Source organism: Paludibacter sp., assembly GCF_009712605.1.
Taxonomy (GTDB): Bacteria; Bacteroidota; Bacteroidia; order Bacteroidales; family Paludibacteraceae; genus Microbacter.
On record NZ_WASO01000015.1, the window covers coordinates 437905 to 454101 of the forward strand.

General features: G+C 41.6%; 12 protein-coding genes. 10 read left to right on the forward strand and 2 right to left on the reverse strand.

Going from position 1 to position 16197, the window contains the following annotated elements:
* Positions 1-280 precede the first annotated feature (280 nt).
* The 6 genes from F8N35_RS14265 to F8N35_RS14290 all read left to right on the forward strand — a co-directional run bounded on the left by F8N35_RS14265 (position 281) and on the right by F8N35_RS14290 (position 6471).
* Positions 281-1045, forward strand: a complete 765-nt coding sequence (locus F8N35_RS14265; protein WP_293054433.1) for an exodeoxyribonuclease III — start codon at positions 281-283, stop codon at positions 1043-1045.
* Between the two features lie 6 nt (positions 1046-1051).
* A complete protein-coding gene (locus tag F8N35_RS14270; protein ID WP_293054436.1) occupies positions 1052-1525 on the forward strand; it encodes a nucleoside deaminase in 474 nt (157 codons plus the stop codon).
* Positions 1526-1789: 264 nt separating this feature from the next.
* Entirely contained in the window at positions 1790-2266 is a 477-nt protein-coding gene (locus F8N35_RS14275; RefSeq protein WP_293054439.1) for a MarR family transcriptional regulator, read from the forward strand.
* A gap of 53 nt (positions 2267-2319) precedes the next feature.
* Positions 2320-3321 (forward strand): HlyD family secretion protein, encoded by a 1002-nt coding sequence (locus F8N35_RS14280; protein WP_293054442.1) that lies wholly within the window; start codon positions 2320-2322, stop codon positions 3319-3321.
* Positions 3321-4928 (forward strand): DHA2 family efflux MFS transporter permease subunit, encoded by a 1608-nt coding sequence (locus tag F8N35_RS14285; protein WP_293054444.1) that lies wholly within the window; start codon positions 3321-3323, stop codon positions 4926-4928. The genes F8N35_RS14280 and F8N35_RS14285 overlap by 1 nt, the downstream gene beginning before the upstream one ends.
* A 223-nt stretch (positions 4929-5151) precedes the next feature.
* The gene (locus F8N35_RS14290) at positions 5152-6471 is read left to right on the forward strand and encodes a TolC family protein (protein ID WP_293054447.1); all 1320 of its coding nucleotides are present in this window, start codon (positions 5152-5154) and stop codon (positions 6469-6471) included.
* Positions 6472-6542: 71 nt separating this feature from the next.
* Here F8N35_RS14290 and F8N35_RS14295 read toward each other — a convergent pair whose 3' ends face one another.
* Together F8N35_RS14295 and F8N35_RS14300 are read right to left on the reverse strand one after the other, a co-directional pair.
* On the reverse strand, positions 6543-7676 hold the full coding sequence (locus F8N35_RS14295; protein WP_293054449.1) for a geranylgeranyl reductase family protein: 1134 nt from the start codon (positions 7674-7676) through the stop codon (positions 6543-6545).
* Between the two features lie 28 nt (positions 7677-7704).
* Positions 7705-8454 (reverse strand): YaaA family protein, encoded by a 750-nt coding sequence (locus F8N35_RS14300; RefSeq protein ID WP_293054452.1) that lies wholly within the window; start codon positions 8452-8454, stop codon positions 7705-7707.
* A gap of 563 nt (positions 8455-9017) precedes the next feature.
* On the opposite strand from F8N35_RS14300, the gene F8N35_RS14305 reads away from it, so the two are divergent.
* From F8N35_RS14305 to F8N35_RS14320, 4 genes are all read left to right on the forward strand, one after another.
* Complete coding sequence (locus tag F8N35_RS14305; RefSeq protein ID WP_293054455.1) at positions 9018-10220, forward strand: AGE family epimerase/isomerase; 1203 nt, start codon at positions 9018-9020, stop codon at positions 10218-10220.
* Between the two features lie 63 nt (positions 10221-10283).
* Positions 10284-11393, forward strand: a complete 1110-nt coding sequence (locus F8N35_RS14310) for a DUF4434 domain-containing protein (protein ID WP_293054457.1) — start codon at positions 10284-10286, stop codon at positions 11391-11393.
* Positions 11394-11416: 23 nt separating this feature from the next.
* Positions 11417-12823, forward strand: coding sequence for a sugar porter family MFS transporter (locus F8N35_RS14315; RefSeq protein WP_293054460.1), 1407 nt, complete (start codon positions 11417-11419; stop codon positions 12821-12823).
* Positions 12824-12984: 161 nt separating this feature from the next.
* Positions 12985-16182, forward strand: coding sequence for a TonB-dependent receptor (locus F8N35_RS14320; protein WP_293054463.1), 3198 nt, complete (start codon positions 12985-12987; stop codon positions 16180-16182).
* Positions 16183-16197: the final 15 nt, after the last annotated feature.

Consider the following 16197-nt stretch of genomic DNA (forward strand, 5'->3'; position numbering starts at 1 on the left):
TATAGCAGTAATTGTAATTAGAGATTGTTTCTTGTTGTTGAATATAAAGGTTTTTGTTGTTTATTTTTAGCGTTTTGTTATTGTTAAATATATATTGTTTATTTGTCTGATGGTTAACTAATATGAGAGAAATATTCATATTGTTTAATATATGGGCGGAAGGTTTAGAGAAAGATTTTGATTGCTTGCCTTAGCGGTCAATTGTTTTTTTACAGTTTCGATTTTTTATACCTTTGTGTTTCAACGACAGTTTGAAAGATAATTAAAACAGCAATCAATTATGAAGGTAATTTCATACAATGTAAATGGCATACGATCAGCGATAAGTAAAGGGATGGGAGAGTGGCTGGCACAGGAACGACCGGATGTGTTGTGTTTGCAGGAGACTAAAGCGCAGCCGGAGCAAATTGATCAACTATTATTTGAGGAACTTGGCTATAACATTCTTGTCAATTCGGCAGAGAAAAAGGGTTATAGCGGGGTTGCTATTTTTAGCAAGCAGAAACCTGATTTTTACACAACTGGTATAGGAGTGGAGAAATTTGACAACGAAGGACGCGTTATCAGGGCTGACTTTGGAGATTTGACCGTTGTTTGCGTTTACATACCTTCGGGGACTACCGGTGATATTCGTCAGGACTTTAAGATGGAGTTTCTCGAAGTATTTACAGCTTATTTGCTTGAGTTGAGAAAAGAACGTCCTAATCTATTGGTTTGTGGCGATTTTAATATTTGTCATAAGCCGATTGATATCAACCACCCCGAACGCCATACGAAAGATTCCGGATTTTTGCCTGAAGAGCGGGAATGGTTTGATCGTTTTGTCGGACTGGGCTTTGTCGATACTTTCCGCGAGTTCGATCAAAGTGGCGAAAAATACAGCTGGTGGAGCTTTCGGGCAGGAGCGAGAAGTAAAAATCTTGGCTGGCGTATCGATTATCACGTTGTTACGTCCGAAGTGAGATCCCGTTTGGCGAATGCCTCCATTTTACCCGAGGTGATGTTTTCCGACCATTGCCCCGTAGTTGCTGAACTTGATTTTTAATTTGCAATGAATAAAGAAGATATGTTGTATATGCGCCGGGCTATAGAGCTGTCGCGCGCGAGTGTGAGGGATGGCGGAGGCCCATTTGGTGCTCTGGTAGTAAAGAATGGGCAGATTATTGCCGAAGGTTCAAACTGTGTTACCAAACAACATGACCCAACAGCACATGCTGAAATTGTTGCCATCAGGGAGGCTGCCCGCAAGCTCAATACCTTTGATTTGTCGGGGTGCGAGATATACAGTTCCTGCGAACCGTGCCCTATGTGCCTTGGAGCTATTTACTGGGCACACCTCGATAAATTGTTTTACGGAAATACCAAAGCAGATGCTCATGATATTGGTTTTGACGATTCGTTTATTTACAGGGAGCTCGATTTGAGTCCGGATAAACGACAGTTGCCCATGACTCAGATGCTGGCTGACGAAGCGATACTGGCTTTTCGGGAATGGTCAGAAAAACCGGATAAAACCGAATATTGACGACTTTTTTGGAATTAGAACAGAATTAATTTTGTTAAAAAAAGAACCCTTCAGATGAATTTCTGAAGGGTTTGTTGTGTTGGCGGGGATTGAATATGTTTGTTTGTGTTCTGTGTAAATAACATATAATCAAGTTTATATTGATTTTTGTTGTATTTGTGAGTTGCGTTATGTAATTATAACATTTACTTAATTGTTTTGAAGTGATAATAGTTATAATTTTGTAACCATTATTCGATAGTAATAATTCAAATTTGAAATAAGATGGAAAAACAGAACAATGAAATAGATTCCGTTGCGGAAAATCTGGCTCATATTGTTCCAATTCTGAAGCGAATATTTATCAAAGGGCTTCGAACTAAAACAAATCTGTCTCCGCAGACTTTGTATACCCTGGGTGCTTTGTCGTATCACAAGAAGCTTACCATGAGTGGGATTGGTAACCATCTCTCGGTTCCAAAGCCACATGTGACGGCGTTGGTGGATAAACTGATAGCAGAAGGACTGGTAGAGCGTTTGAGTGACGAACGGGACAGGCGGATTATTTATATCCAATTGACAGAAAAAGGGAAAGACACCTTCAAGGAGGTCAAAAGAATGATGACTGAGTCGTTTCGGGCTGAGCTTAGCATATTTGACGAAGACAAGATACATAAAATGTATGAATGCTCGCGTTATATTCGGGAAACATTGGATGAAATGGCAAAATCATTTCAAACCGGTTGTTGTTCAGGTAACTAATCAAGAATAAATATAAACTGAAAGGGAATGGCCCTTCTTAAAATTAAAACGGTATGAGTAGTGTAAAAAAAGATTGGAAAGTGTATATCCCATTGGCGGTTGTTGTTGTAGCTGTCGTTGTGGGAGGAATTTATTGGTATGTTGATTATTCAAGCTATCTGAAAACGGATGATGCGTATGTCGCATCCGACAACATCTCGGTTAGTTCTAAAATTATGGGTCGCATTTCGCACCTGTACGTTCAGGAAGGCGATTCTGTAAAGCAAGGTCAACTTTTGGCTGAACTTGACAGCGCTGATTTGTTGGCACAAAAGAAACAGATTGTGGCTGGCAAAGCACAGACCGAAGCCAATAAAGCGCAGACCGAAGCAAAATTTATCTTTGATCAAAAGAGTATCAAGGTAGCCCAAATTGCTTTTGAAAAGGCAAAAGAAGATTTTGAGCGTTCAAAAACCCAGTATAATGGTGGCGTTGCAACAAAAGAACAATACGATCATAATAAAAAAGCATTGGAAACGGCTCAGGCTCAATATGAAGCAGCCACTGCTCAGTTGCAGGTTTCAAAGTCGCAAATTAAAACAGCTGAAGCTTCTATTGTAAGTGCCGATGCTCAGATTGGGGTGATATCTACCCAGTTGAACAATACAAAATTGTATGCTCCTGCTGACGGAGTAATTGCAAAACGCTGGTTGTTACCGGGCGATATTGCACAACCCGGACAATCGATTTATACGGTGAACAATAACAATAAGTTCTGGATTCTTGTCTATCTTGAAGAAACCAAGATGGAAAAGCTTCACTTGGGACAAAACGCTATCTTTACAATCGATACATATCCGGATGTTACTTTCAAAGGCAAAATATTTACCGTTAGCTCATCTACAGCTTCTCAGTTTTCTTTGATTCCGCCAAATAACGCATCCGGTAACTTTACGAAAGTGACACAACGTGTGCCGGTTAAGATTTCGATTGATGCAACCGAAGGTGGTCAGAAACTATCATCGTTCAAATTCATGACGGGAATGTCGGCTGTGGTTAAAATTGTGAAGGAATAATGCGGAGAATTTCTACAACACACAGAATACGCCGCAAGCTAAGAAATCGCGAGTCTCTGTATCATCCCAGCAACCAGCGCTATAAGTGGTTTGTTTTAGCCAACGTGATGTTGGGAACCTTTATGGCGGTGCTTGACTCCACTATTGTAAACGTTGGTTTGCCGAAGATTATGTCTTCGTTTGGAGTGGGTCTTGATACAATACAGTGGGTCGTGACGGCTTATATGCTTGCAATGGCGGTTATGTTGCCAACTTCGGGCTGGCTGGCCGACAAGTTCGGGTACAAGAAAGTTTATTTCTGGGGCTTGTTTGTCTTCACCTTCGGATCGTTGCTGTGCGGCCTTTCCAATGACGAAACAACGCTGATAGCTTCCCGGATTCTACAGGGGCTCGGTGCGGGGACGGTACAACCTTTAGGTATGGCAATTATTACCCGTGAGTTTCCGCCGAAACAACGCGGTGTTGCTCTTGGTTTCTGGACTATTGCAGCGGCAGCTTCCGTTTCATTCGGACCACTGTTGGGTGGTTATCTGGTGGATAATTTCAGCTGGCAGCTGATCTTTGATGTGAATGTCCCGGTGGGAGTTCTTGCATTGTTTTTTACAATCATTATTCAACGGGAATTTATTCACCCCAATGTGCGAAAATTTGATTTTATAGGCTTCGTTTCGGTTATCATCTTTTTGCCTGTTTTGCTCTATGCTCTTTCCGAAGGGAACGCAGCAAGTAATTCGGCCGGTTGGGGGGCGCCGCATATTCTTGCTTGTTTTGCGATCTCGGGAGTTGCTTTGGCCGTGTTCCTTACTAGAGAACTGACAACGGAATCACCTTTGCTTGACATAAGGTTGTTGCGCGACCGTAATTTCGGATTGTCCAATTTGTTTATGCTCATTTTTGGGTTGGGTATGTTCGGAAGTACTTTTTTACTACCTCTTTACCTTCAAAATTCGTTGGGCTACACGGCATTGCAGTCGGGAGCGGTCTTTTTGCCCGTGGGAATTATTCAGGGGCTGGTGTCGCCGATTGTTGGGTTGGTGTCAGATAAAACCAATCCAAAAATTCCGATTCTTATCGGAATCAGTATGCTGGCCGCCAGTTTCTTTATTAATTATAACCTCTCCTTTACATCGGAGCACTCGTTTATAATGTTGGCTCTTTACATTCGGGGATTTGGTATGGGATTGATCTTTGCTCCGCTTAGTTCTATGTCGTTGCTGACTATTTCGCGCGAACATATGGCTCAGGCTTCCAGTATTTCAAATACGGTACGGCAGATCGGAGGTAGTCTTGGAGTTGCTATTCTGAGTACATTGCTTACTTCGCGCACCAGCTTCCATGCTCAGGTTTACGGGCAGGCAATCGAGTCGACTTCTCAAACGTTTCAGAATGTCACTCAAAACATGGCATACTATATTCAGCAACATGGCGGAAGTACATTGCCAACAGCTCTGAAGCAAGGTCAGACTTTGCTGATGCAACACGTAAATGTGCAGGCGTTCATTCAGGGAGTTGATGATGATTTCTTTCTGGCAGCAGTGATTTCTCTTTTGGGTTTTATTCCGATTTTGTTGTCGCATTCTAAAAAGAAGAGCGTGGCGATGAAATAAATAACCAAAAACAGACATTGTTCCGTTTTATTTATTTCTTAATTTGAGTGGTTGACCTCTCCCCAACCCCTCTCCCGAGGAGAGGGGCTTTGAATCTGTTTAATGAGTCTCTTCTGATATTTTTACAGTCGTGTTCCTCCTCGCCTTGGGAGAGGAGGCTAGGAGGAGAGGTCGGAATAAAATAGTACAAATCTATTCGATATAAATTCTAATATATTGACGTATGAAGCATATTTTTAAATACATAATGATTTTGGCTTGTGGATTGCCAGTGGCTTTGCCAGCTCAGAATCAAGTAGCTCAGTCGCAGATGGACTCACTGTCTTTGGCTGGTGTGATTACCAAAGTAATCGGTAATTATCCTTCGGTGAAGAAAGCGGAACTTGAAATAGAAGCCGCCAATGCTAAAATCGGTCTGGCAAAGTCGGCTTATTATCCGAACATTGATATTTCATCTTCTTATTCGCATATCGGGCCGACATCAAAGTTTGTGTTGCCTGGTTTGGGAACTTTCCAGCTGTATCCGGCCGACAACTATTCGGCATCGCTGAATGTGAATCAGCAAATTTATGATTTTGGCAAAACGGAAAAGAATGTTGCATTCGAAAATCAGGCAAAAGTTCTTTCTCAGTTGTCGTTGGAGCAGTTGAAACAAAAGCTGTCTCTTTCATTGATTGGAAATTATTATTCCATTGTTTATTTGCAGGAAGCAATAAGTATTAAAAACGAGGAGCTTAAGACTCTTAAGGAACATTTAGCCTTTGTGGAAAAGAAAGCGGCTACCGGCTCAGCCACTCAATATGAAATACTTACGACTAAAGTAAGAATTTCTAATATTGAAAATCAAAAAACAGACTTGGAGACGAATCTGAAAGTGTTACAATGTCAGTTGAACTCTTATCTGGGAGAATCGCAGCAATCGAATGTATTGCTGAAGAAGGATGTTCACGCTCCCGAAATTCTTGAAAGTGCAGATGCTTTGAGTGTTAAAGCTCTGGGCCAACGTGATGAACTGAGAATCGCACGTCAACGCAGTATGATGGTGGATACACGTCTCAAAATGGTGAATGTACAAAATAATCCGGTGCTAAACCTGTTTGCTATGGGCGGCTACAAAAACGGATATATTCCTGAGTTGGGAGATCCTAAGGCAAATTATACCGTAGGCGTCAGCTTTAAGCTCCCGATTTTCGATGCAAACAGATCTAAGTATAATCGCCAGCAGGTTCAAACGGATTTGCGCGGAGTAGATCAGGATACCGAACTTGCCCGCCGAAATATTGTGAATGAAGTGGTTGAGAGTCGTGCCAACGTTGATGCTGCTCTGAAAAAAATTGCACAGACAGAATTGCAACTGCAGCAGGCTCAGCAGGCATACAAGTTGGCTGATACCAATTATACAGCCGGGGTAATCACCAATCTCGATTTGCTTGATAGTTCCACTTCGTTGGCAGAGAGTCGCTTGTCTGTGATGAAATCACGTATTGACTACACAGTTAGTCTTTTGAAACTGAAAATTGCTCTCGGAGAGAGAATTTATTAATAATAGGTTGATAGTAGTTTTTTTAAGCAATGAAGGCGTTCCATTTCAGGAGCGCCTTTATTGTTTTACTGTTATTGAGCAACCTTGTTTCTTACTTTGGTGAAATAGTGCCAAATGAAGTTTTTGTAGTTTTGCCGGTACGATGACATTACTTCGTCAAGATAATATTTGACAAAGCGGGGATGAATCTGTAATGCTTTTATGAAATACGCCATTACCTTGTCGGAGTATAAAAGCCTGACAAAAAGGAACCCCCATTTCATGTTTTGTTTTATTGCTCTGCATTTTGCACTGTAAATAGCAATGAGTTGATTGGCTTTGTTTTTTGCCGATTGTTCGATAGATTCAGCAGCATAAATTCCCGATAGCAGAGCGTAGTAAATGCCTTCGCCGGTAATAGGGTCGATGAATCCGGCAGTATCACCAACTAATATCACATTGGGCTGTACGGTTAAAGCATTGATCTTTTTTCCCGACGGGATGAAAGCACCTTTTGACGGAAGGCGGGGTTTAGATGTTGCTTCTCTGAAAAAGGCTTCAGCTTGAGCCGGTATTTGCTTTTCGTTGTTTTCTCCCCCAATGCCAAGCACATCATGGTCGTTTTTGGGGAAATACCACCCATAGCCAATCTTTATTGCCCCGAAATAAATCCGGCAGGGTTCGTCGTTTGGCTGCTCTTTCGGAATGCGGGTTTCAAGACAGAAAAAATCGTTTCTTTTAATGTTGAAAGGCTTTGTAAAGAGGGTTGAACATCCACAAGCACCTACCAGATAACGATATTGAAAGACTTCACTACCTGTTGTTACTTTGTTCTCGTTGAAATTAATGTCTTTGGAATTAATCCGGCAATTCTCAATCAAAGTTCCTCCTTTTACTTTGTAGAGGCTGATTAATGATGTATCCAGCAATTTTCGGTCTGTAAAGAAGCAGGGGTCGTCTATTTTTGTGTGGGTGATCCGTGTAGTCCTATGATAGAAATCCACCAGTTGGGTCTGTCCGATGGCGTACTCTTTTGGGTCTATTTCAGGACAATGGGTGGCCAAAAGATCCATCGTTTTTTGCGTCAATCCGCCTCCGCACAACTTCTCTCTCGGAAACGAAGCCTTGTCAATGATGCAGGTGTTGAATCCCCGTTTTTGAAGTTCTATACCTGTCATCGCACCCGAAGGGCCGCCTCCTATTATCAGAACGTCAAACTCTTTCATCGTTATTTGTGTTATTTAATGGTGTTGATTATCGGGTAAATATCCATTCCTTATTGTTCGATAGTTCGGGCCGGAAATAATAACCTCCTTCGGTAAATCCCTGCAAATGTTCGGGATTGCTTATCCTGTTTTCGATAATAAAGCGCGACATCCATCCGCGAGCTTGCTTAGCAAAAAGACTGTTGACCGTATACTTGCCGTTGTGCTCCTGTTTGAAAACGGGCGTTATTATTTTGCAGTGTGCAGGCAACTGTTTTAGATTCAGCATTTTGAAATATTCAGCCGAAGCTAAATTGATCAGGATGTTATCGTCAGCTTTGAGCAATTTGGAAATTTCTTTTGTCGTCGGTTCTTGCCAGGTGTCATAAAGGCCATCAATAAGTTTGGAATTCATGTCCAAACGATAAGGTTGAATGATGTCCATCGGGCGAAGTACGCCGTAAAGGGCTGAAAAAATACGGAGGTGTTCCTGTGTATAGGTTATATCATCCTTGCTGAAAGTAGACGGATTCAGCTTGTCGAATACATTCCCGGTATAGGCAAACAAGGCGGGCTTTCCCACGTGTTGAGTTGTGGAAAAAGAATGGAAATACTCGCGGGTGGCAAAAGCAATTTTCAGGCTTACACGCTCACGTTGGGCAATATCTTCGGCCGAAAAATGGCGGAGTGAAGTAATGATTTTGTTGGCTTTAGATGCAAAAAGCGGCCATGTTGTCTCGAATGGTGGGGCAGGGGTATGAAAATTGATTGTTTTTGAAGGAGATAGTATAATTAGCATGTAGTTCCGCTTATTTTTTAATAAATCCGCCGTTCTGAACGCTTCTGTTGCAAAGATACAAGAAATAAATTATCAGGCGTAAATGAGAGAATAATTATTGTGATTAAATATTAGTTCTTGGTGAAAACTATTTAAATATCAGAAAATGAGTTGGAAAAGAATCTTTGTGGGTGTGTGGTGAAGGTTTTGTGTGTTAAAATATATTATTAAAAACAAATTAAGGAGTGAGGAGGTGTGAAAATAAAAATATTTACATATATTTGTGCCATTAATAAATATAATTTCAAAAATAAACTGGTTTGAATTAAAAAATGGACTATTGTTGCCTTTTTGTGGAAAAATTCCGTACTATTTAGATGAATTGTCTGTTTGATTTGTAAAATATGGCGTCTAAATACGAAAAATTAGCTGTTTATAATTGAGGGTTGAGGAAAATCATTATCAGTTTTTAAAATAAGATTGTTTTTGATTTTGTCTGTAAAGGAATAATAGTTGACTTGAAATCTAAATACATTGATCGGATCTCTAATGCGATCTGTTCAATAGATTAAAATTATATAACAATGAGTATTGATGATTTTGGAGCATTATCCCAACAGTATAAAAAAGAATTGTTGGAAAATGTGCTTCCGTTTTGGTTGAGCAAATCGCAGGATTTGCAGTGTGGTGGATATTATACATGTCTTGACCGTGAAGGAAATGTGTTTGATACCGACAAATTTATTTGGCTTCAGGGACGTCAGGTGTGGCTTTTTTCACTGATGTACAATAATGTAGACCGGAATCCCGAGTGGTTGGAATGTGCACGTCAGGGTGGTGAGTTCTTGAAAAAATACGGTCACGATGGCAATTTGAACTGGTACTTTTCCTTGACCCGTGAAGGAAAACCATTGATTGAACCATATAATATTTTTTCCTACACCTTTGCCACGATGGCTTTCGGTCAGTTGAGCAAGGCAACGGGCAATGAAGAATATGCCGAAATAGCGAAAAAAACATTTGATATAATACTTTCCAAGGTCGATAATCCGAAAGGACAATGGAACAAAGCATATCCGGGTACGAGAAACCTGAAAAATTTTGCTTTACCGATGATTCTCTGTAATCTTGCGCTGGAAATAGAGCATTTGCTGGACGAAGATTTTATGAAGACCACGATTGACACCTGTATACACGAAGTGATGGATGTGTTTTACAGGCCGGAGTTGGGCTTAATCGTTGAAAATGTGACCGCAGATACAGAAGAATTGTCCGATTCGTTTGAAGGTAGGGTACTTAACCCGGGACATGCCATAGAAGCCATGTGGTTTATTATGGACCTGGGTAAACGACTAAAGAGACCTGATTTAATAGAAAAAGCCGCCGATATCGCAGTGAAGATGATTGAATATGGTTGGGATGAACGTGATGGCGGCATTTTCTATTTTATGGATCGCAAAGGGCATCCGACACAACAGTTGGAATGGGATCAGAAATTGTGGTGGGTGCATATCGAAACTATGATTTCCATGTTGAAAGGGTATCAGTTGACCGGATCGCAAAAATGTCTTGAATGGTTTGAAAAGGTTCACGAATACACCTGGAGTCATTTCAAAGACCCTGAATATCCTGAGTGGTTCGGTTACCTAAACCGGCAAGGCAAGGTGCTGTTACCATTGAAAGGTGGTAAGTGGAAAGGATGTTTTCATGTTCCGCGCGGTCTTTATCAATGCTGGAAAACACTTGAAGAACTTGATAAAGCGCAAAAGGAAAACCACATCAAATAATCTTCCCGCAAATACCGCATTGTTAGTATTAAATAAAGAAAAATCACTCTAAACGTAGCAAAAATGGGAGATAACAGTCGTCGTAATTTTTTGAAGAAAGCCTCTGTTGCCGGCGCTGCCGCATTGGCCTTTCCAGTGGTGGGCAACAGTATGAATTCCGAATCCGGTTCTGGGTCGGCATCGAAGCATCACTTGGCGGAAGGTGTAAGCAGTAAACTTATTGTTCCAAAAGAAAATGGCCTGCGCATTACTGGTACTTTTCTGGATGAGATTTCGCACGATATTCCCCATCAAAACTGGGGTGAAAAAGAATGGGATCGTGACTTTCAGCATATGAAAGCAATCGGCATCGATACAGTGATTATGATTCGTTCCGGTTACCGTAAGTTCATAACTTTCCCGTCGAAATACCTTTTGAAGAAAGGATGTTACATGCCGTCAGTCGATTTACTTGATATGTACTTGCGTCTGGCTCAGAAATACGGCATGAAATTCTATTTCGGTCTGTATGATTCCGGTAAATACTGGGATACAGGTGATTTGTCATGGGAAATAGAAGATAACAAGTACGTTATCGATGAGGTGTGGCAAAATTACGGAAGCAAATATAAGAGTTTTGGCGGATGGTATATCAGTGGCGAAATCAGCCGGAAAACGAAAGGAGCAATCGGAGCTTTTCATGCCATGGGAAAACAATGTAAGGATGTTTCCAACGGTTTGCCTACGTTTATTTCTCCCTGGATTGACGGGAAAAAAGCTGTTGAGGCAGCTTCCGGAGACATAACCAAGACAAATGCCGTGTCGGTGCAGGAGCATGAAAAAGAATGGGGCGAAATTTTCGACGGAATTCACGATGTTGTTGATGCTTGTGCTTTTCAGGACGGCCATATCGATTATGATGAGCTGGATGCATTCTTCTCTGTAAATAAGAAGCTGGCAGATAAATACGGCATGAAATGCTGGACTAATGCCGAAACATTCGACCGTGACATGCCTATCCGTTTCTTTCCGATCAAATTCGACAAGTTACGTCTGAAACTAGAAGCCGCCAAGCGGGCAGGTTATGACAAAGGCATTACTTTCGAGTTCTCGCATTTCATGAGTCCTCAGTCGGCCTACATACAGGCCGGACACTTGTATGAACGTTATAAAGAATATTTCAATATCAGATAAATTTTTATTAATCAGCAAGATTTATGTCAAAACAGGCAACTCAGAATATTGGTTATGTAATTTTCCTGTCATTTGTAGCAGCACTTGGCGGATTTCTTTTCGGATACGATACTGCTGTCATCTCAGGCACAATTGATCAGGTAACCCGTCAGTTTCAGCTCGATACCATTCAACAGGGATGGTTTGTGGGTTGTGCTTTGATAGGTTCCATTATGGGAGTTGCCGTAGCCGGAGTCCTGAGCGACAAATTCGGGCGAAAGAAAACCATGATACTATCAGCTGTTTTGTTTTCTGCTTCCGGTATCGGATGTGCCCTTTCTGGAAGTTTTGACCAGCTGGTGTTTTACCGTATTGTGGGTGGAATTGGCATTGGGGTTGTGTCAATCATATCACCGTTGTATATCTCTGAAGTTGCCATAACAAGTTATCGCGGACGATTAGTGTCTTTGTATCAGCTTGCTATAACTGTTGGTTTTTTAGGAGCTTATCTTGTGAATTATCAATTATTACAACTGGCCGGAAGTGGTGTAGTGCAGGGGAATGGTCTCATTTCAAAAGTCTTTGTGGTTGAGGAATGGAGAGGCATGTTGGGGATGGAATCCCTTCCGGCGCTGTTGTTTTTTATAGTAATCTTTTTTATCCCGGAAAGTCCGCGTTGGCTTCTTGTTAGTCAGCGCGATGAGAAAGCGTTGAGCATACTAACCAGAATCTATAGTAGTGGCACTGAAGCCACTCAACAGGCCAACGCAGTACGCGAACAACTGGCCAGCGATGGGCAAACCGATTGGCGATTGCTTTTTAAGCCCGGATACTTTAAGGCATTGCTGATTGGTGTTGCCATCGCAATACTTGGACAATTCATGGGGGTAAATGCGGTGTTGTATTACGGTCCAACCATTTTTACCGACAGTGGCCTGTCCAATGGGGATTCCTTGTTCTATCAGGTGTTGGTTGGTCTGGTCAATATGCTCACTACAGTTTTGGCTTTGGCGATTATCGATAAAGTCGGGCGTAAAAAACTGGTATATTACGGAGTTTCCGGCATGGTTATTTCTCTTTTGCTAATAGGGTTTTATTTTGTCGGAGGCAAAGCTATGGGAGTCACAAGTGTTGCACTCCTTATATTCTTCCTTAGTTATATTTTCTTCTGCGCAGTTTCAATTTGCGCTGTTATATGGGTATTGTTATCCGAAATGTATCCGACATCGGTACGGGGTGTGGCAATGTCGATCGCAGGTTTCTCTCTGTGGATCGGTACTTATCTGATTGGTCAGCTTACCCCGTGGATGCTACAGCATCTGACTCCGGCCGGAACATTCTTCCTTTTTGCTGCTATGTGCGTTCCTTACATGTTGATTGTCTGGCGGTTGGTTCCGGAAACTGCCGGCAAATCACTTGAAGAAATCGAACGCCTCTGGAATAAAGATTGATTCGTTTTGATTTTTAGCGACTTATGGGGTTGCTTTTGATTGTTTTTCGTATTGTTTTTGAATTAAAAGATTGAGAATTGGAGGAAAGTTGTATGCGTTTTTTGTATCAACGATTCTTCCGGGTTGAGCGATAGTATCTAAAACAGTAAATTTTGTAAGACATGAAAGTGATTTTGAACAGGAGCAAGAAATTGCATGTGGTGGGGATGTTATGTCTGCGAAAAAAGTTGTTGGCACTTGTGCTGATAACGGGTTGCTTATGCTTCGTAAATACAGCGTATGCACAATCGGGAGGTAATAGTACCGGAGAACAACAGGTGCCTCATAAGGTAACCGGAGTTGTTACAGACAGTAAAGGTGAGCCTGTGATTGGAGCAGGTATCAGGGTAAAAGGTGCCAATAATGGGACCATTACGGATGTGAACGGAAAATTTGCTCTTAACGCAAAAGAAGGTTCGATTTTGGTTGTCTCTTTTATGGGATTTGCTACGAAAGAGATTAAAGTTTCGGGAAATGGCCCGATTTCGGTATCGCTTACCGAAGCGTCACAAACCATTGATGAAGTGGTTGTGGTTGGGTATGGCACTCAAAAGAAACTATCAGTTACGGGGTCAGTGTCAGCGGTTAAATCGGATGAAATTTTGAGGGCTCCATTGCCCAATATTTCGCAGGCTTTAGTGGGTAAATTATCAGGTCTTGTTACCCGTCAGGAATCAGGTGAACCTGGAAATGACGAAGTGACAATGTATGTGAGGGGCATCGGTACCACACAAAGCCAAAGTGCTTCTCCCTTGGTTTTGGTCGATGGAGTTGAGCGTTCATTTGGTAACCTTGACCCGGCTGAAATTGAAAATGTAACTATCCTGAAAGATGCAGCTGCAGCTGCAGTTTATGGTGTTCGTGGAGCAAACGGGGTTATTCTGGTAACCACCAGAAGAGGATTGGAAAACAAGCCGACCGTTACTTATACGACATCATATACGTTGAGTACTTCTACCAGAATGCCGGAGTATTTGAACGGAGAAGAATACGTGAAATGGTGGAATTATGCAGATGAAATTAACGGTCGTTCTCACACTTTCTCCGACGCGGTCGTGCAAAAAGTGACCAACGGAGATCCTGACGGTATTTACGGCAATACCAACTGGACCAAGCTAATGCTCAAGTCTGTAGCTCCTACCATGCACCATAATGTTACTCTGGAAGGAGGAAATAGTAACGTGAAATATTTTGCGGCGTTAGGTTACCTGAACCAAAAGGGTATTGTGAAAGGTGTTGATTATGACCGCTATAACCTGCGTTCGAATTTGGATGCATCTGTAACAAAAGACTTTACATTGTCTTTAGATATTAGTGGCTTTATGTCGACTAAAACTGCTCCACAGATCTCTAATTTTGATGCGAACGGAAATACTGTTTCGAGCAACTTAATGAACCAGATTATTACAGCAGCGCCTTACCTGAATGCTCAGTCGCCTGATGGAAAATATCTTACATCGTCACTGAATACAGGAAACAACCCTCTTGCAGCAAGAGATTTATCTGGATACGACAATGCTAATAAGTCGGGATTACAATCGAGTCTGACACTGAAATATGATGCTCCCTTCCTGAAAGGGCTATCCTTTAAAGTTGTGGGTAGTTATGATAAAGCCTATACGGATACAAAATCGTATTATACACCGTATAATTTGTATTATACAAACCCTTCGAGTTCAACAACGACCCTGACCACAATCACATCACCCTATGGCTCGGATGCGATTCTTACCGAAGCTTATTATCAGACAACACGCTGGACTCTGCAGGAATTTGCATCTTTTGTTCGCAATATTAAGAAACACTCATTCAATGCTCTTTTGGTCGCGGAACAATCTGCCTATAAATCTACTTATTTGGGGGCGTCGGCACAGGGGTATGATATTACCGATCTTGCTGAATTTACATATGCCAGCAAGAACCCTCATATGCCTACCAGTGGAACTACCATTATTAACCGTGCCGGTTGGGTAGGACGTTTCAACTATACATTCGATAATAAATATATTGCGGAAGTTTCTACCCGTGTAGATGCTTCTACAAATTTTGCCCCGAGCCATCGTTATGGAGTGTTCCCTTCCGGTTCGCTGGCGTGGCGTGTGACCGAAGAAAACTTCTTTAAAAACTGGAAAACGCCGATCACAAATTTGAAAATCAGGGCTTCATACGGAACCTTGGGTAACGACCAGGCAAATAGTTCGTATCCATATTTGCAAAGTTATAAATTGTACACCGATCCAGTGGTTTATTTCGGAGGAAGTACACCATTGAAAGGTCTTTATCCTTCGTCGTTGCCCAACACCGATCTTACCTGGGAACGTTCGAGAACTTTCAATGCAGGGTTTGATCTTGAATTGTGGAACGGATTGATAAGTGCCGAATTTGACGGATTTTATAAAGTTACCAGTAATATTCTTACGAGTGTAAGTTCTACTTATCCACCCTCAGTCGGAGGCTATTATCCGTCTACCGTTAACTCGGGGAAAGTGGATGTCCGCGGATTTGAACTGGTACTGAATCATCGTCATAAAATTGGAGAATTCAACTATTCGGTAAGAGGAAATATTAGTTGGGCGCATAACCGTATTCTCAATATTGACGAATCGGCAGGAATACCCGAATATGAAAGTCTTGTAGGAAAGTCAATAGGAGCGAAGATCGGTTTGATTGCGCTTGGTCTCTTCAAAACAGATAACGAAGCGATTACCAGTCCGACTCAAAGTGCATCCAAAGCCGGAGATATAAAATATAAAGATATTAATGGAGACGGAAAAATTACTTATGATCAGGACAAAACAGTCATCGGTCGTAGTAGTACCCCCGAACTTAACTTTGGATTAAACTTCACATCTTCATGGAAAAATTTTGATTTTTCTTTCCTTATACAAGGTGCAGCCATCTGCGACAATGCTCTTATGGGATGGTATGATGGCATCGGATGGGACGATACTCAGTTTACCCGTACATTCTACAACAATGGAAATTCACCCCGATATCTTATTGAAGGAGCATGGTCTCCGAGCAATACGAGCGGAAAATATCCAAGACTCGATAATCAATGGAGAGCAGAAAATAACTGGGCATCTACCTTATGGATTGTTGACGGATCGTATGCGCGTCTTAAGAATATGCAGATCGGTTATACATTGCCAAAATCAATTACGAAAAAGCTGAAATTTGATGCCCGTATTTATCTGGCAGGAACCAACCTCTTTACAGTATCGGCATTCAAATACCTCGATCCGGAGGCGCCCAATGTGAGCAATGGTTATTATCCACAACAGAAAACCTATAGTATAGGGGCTTCCGTTAAATTTTAATGATAGGAGATTATT

What these genes read in the sequence shown, in the direction of transcription:
- F8N35_RS14310 (WP_293054457.1), top strand. Translation starts at nt 10,284, where the DNA reads ATGGGAGATAACAGTCGTCGTAATTTTTTGAAGAAAGCCTCTGTTGCC.
- F8N35_RS14320 (WP_293054463.1), top strand. Translation starts at nt 12,985, where the DNA reads ATGAAAGTGATTTTGAACAGGAGCAAGAAATTGCATGTGGTGGGGATG.
- F8N35_RS14265 (WP_293054433.1), top strand. Translation starts at nt 281, where the DNA reads ATGAAGGTAATTTCATACAATGTAAATGGCATACGATCAGCGATAAGT.
- F8N35_RS14305 (WP_293054455.1), top strand. Translation starts at nt 9,018, where the DNA reads ATGAGTATTGATGATTTTGGAGCATTATCCCAACAGTATAAAAAAGAA.
- F8N35_RS14295 (WP_293054449.1), bottom strand. Translation starts at nt 7,676, where the DNA reads ATGAAAGAGTTTGACGTTCTGATAATAGGAGGCGGCCCTTCGGGTGCG.
- F8N35_RS14275 (WP_293054439.1), top strand. Translation starts at nt 1,790, where the DNA reads ATGGAAAAACAGAACAATGAAATAGATTCCGTTGCGGAAAATCTGGCT.
- F8N35_RS14280 (WP_293054442.1), top strand. Translation starts at nt 2,320, where the DNA reads ATGAGTAGTGTAAAAAAAGATTGGAAAGTGTATATCCCATTGGCGGTT.
- F8N35_RS14300 (WP_293054452.1), bottom strand. Translation starts at nt 8,454, where the DNA reads ATGCTAATTATACTATCTCCTTCAAAAACAATCAATTTTCATACCCCT.
- F8N35_RS14270 (WP_293054436.1), top strand. Translation starts at nt 1,052, where the DNA reads ATGAATAAAGAAGATATGTTGTATATGCGCCGGGCTATAGAGCTGTCG.
- F8N35_RS14290 (WP_293054447.1), top strand. Translation starts at nt 5,152, where the DNA reads ATGAAGCATATTTTTAAATACATAATGATTTTGGCTTGTGGATTGCCA.
- F8N35_RS14315 (WP_293054460.1), top strand. Translation starts at nt 11,417, where the DNA reads ATGTCAAAACAGGCAACTCAGAATATTGGTTATGTAATTTTCCTGTCA.
- F8N35_RS14285 (WP_293054444.1), top strand. Translation starts at nt 3,321, where the DNA reads ATGCGGAGAATTTCTACAACACACAGAATACGCCGCAAGCTAAGAAAT.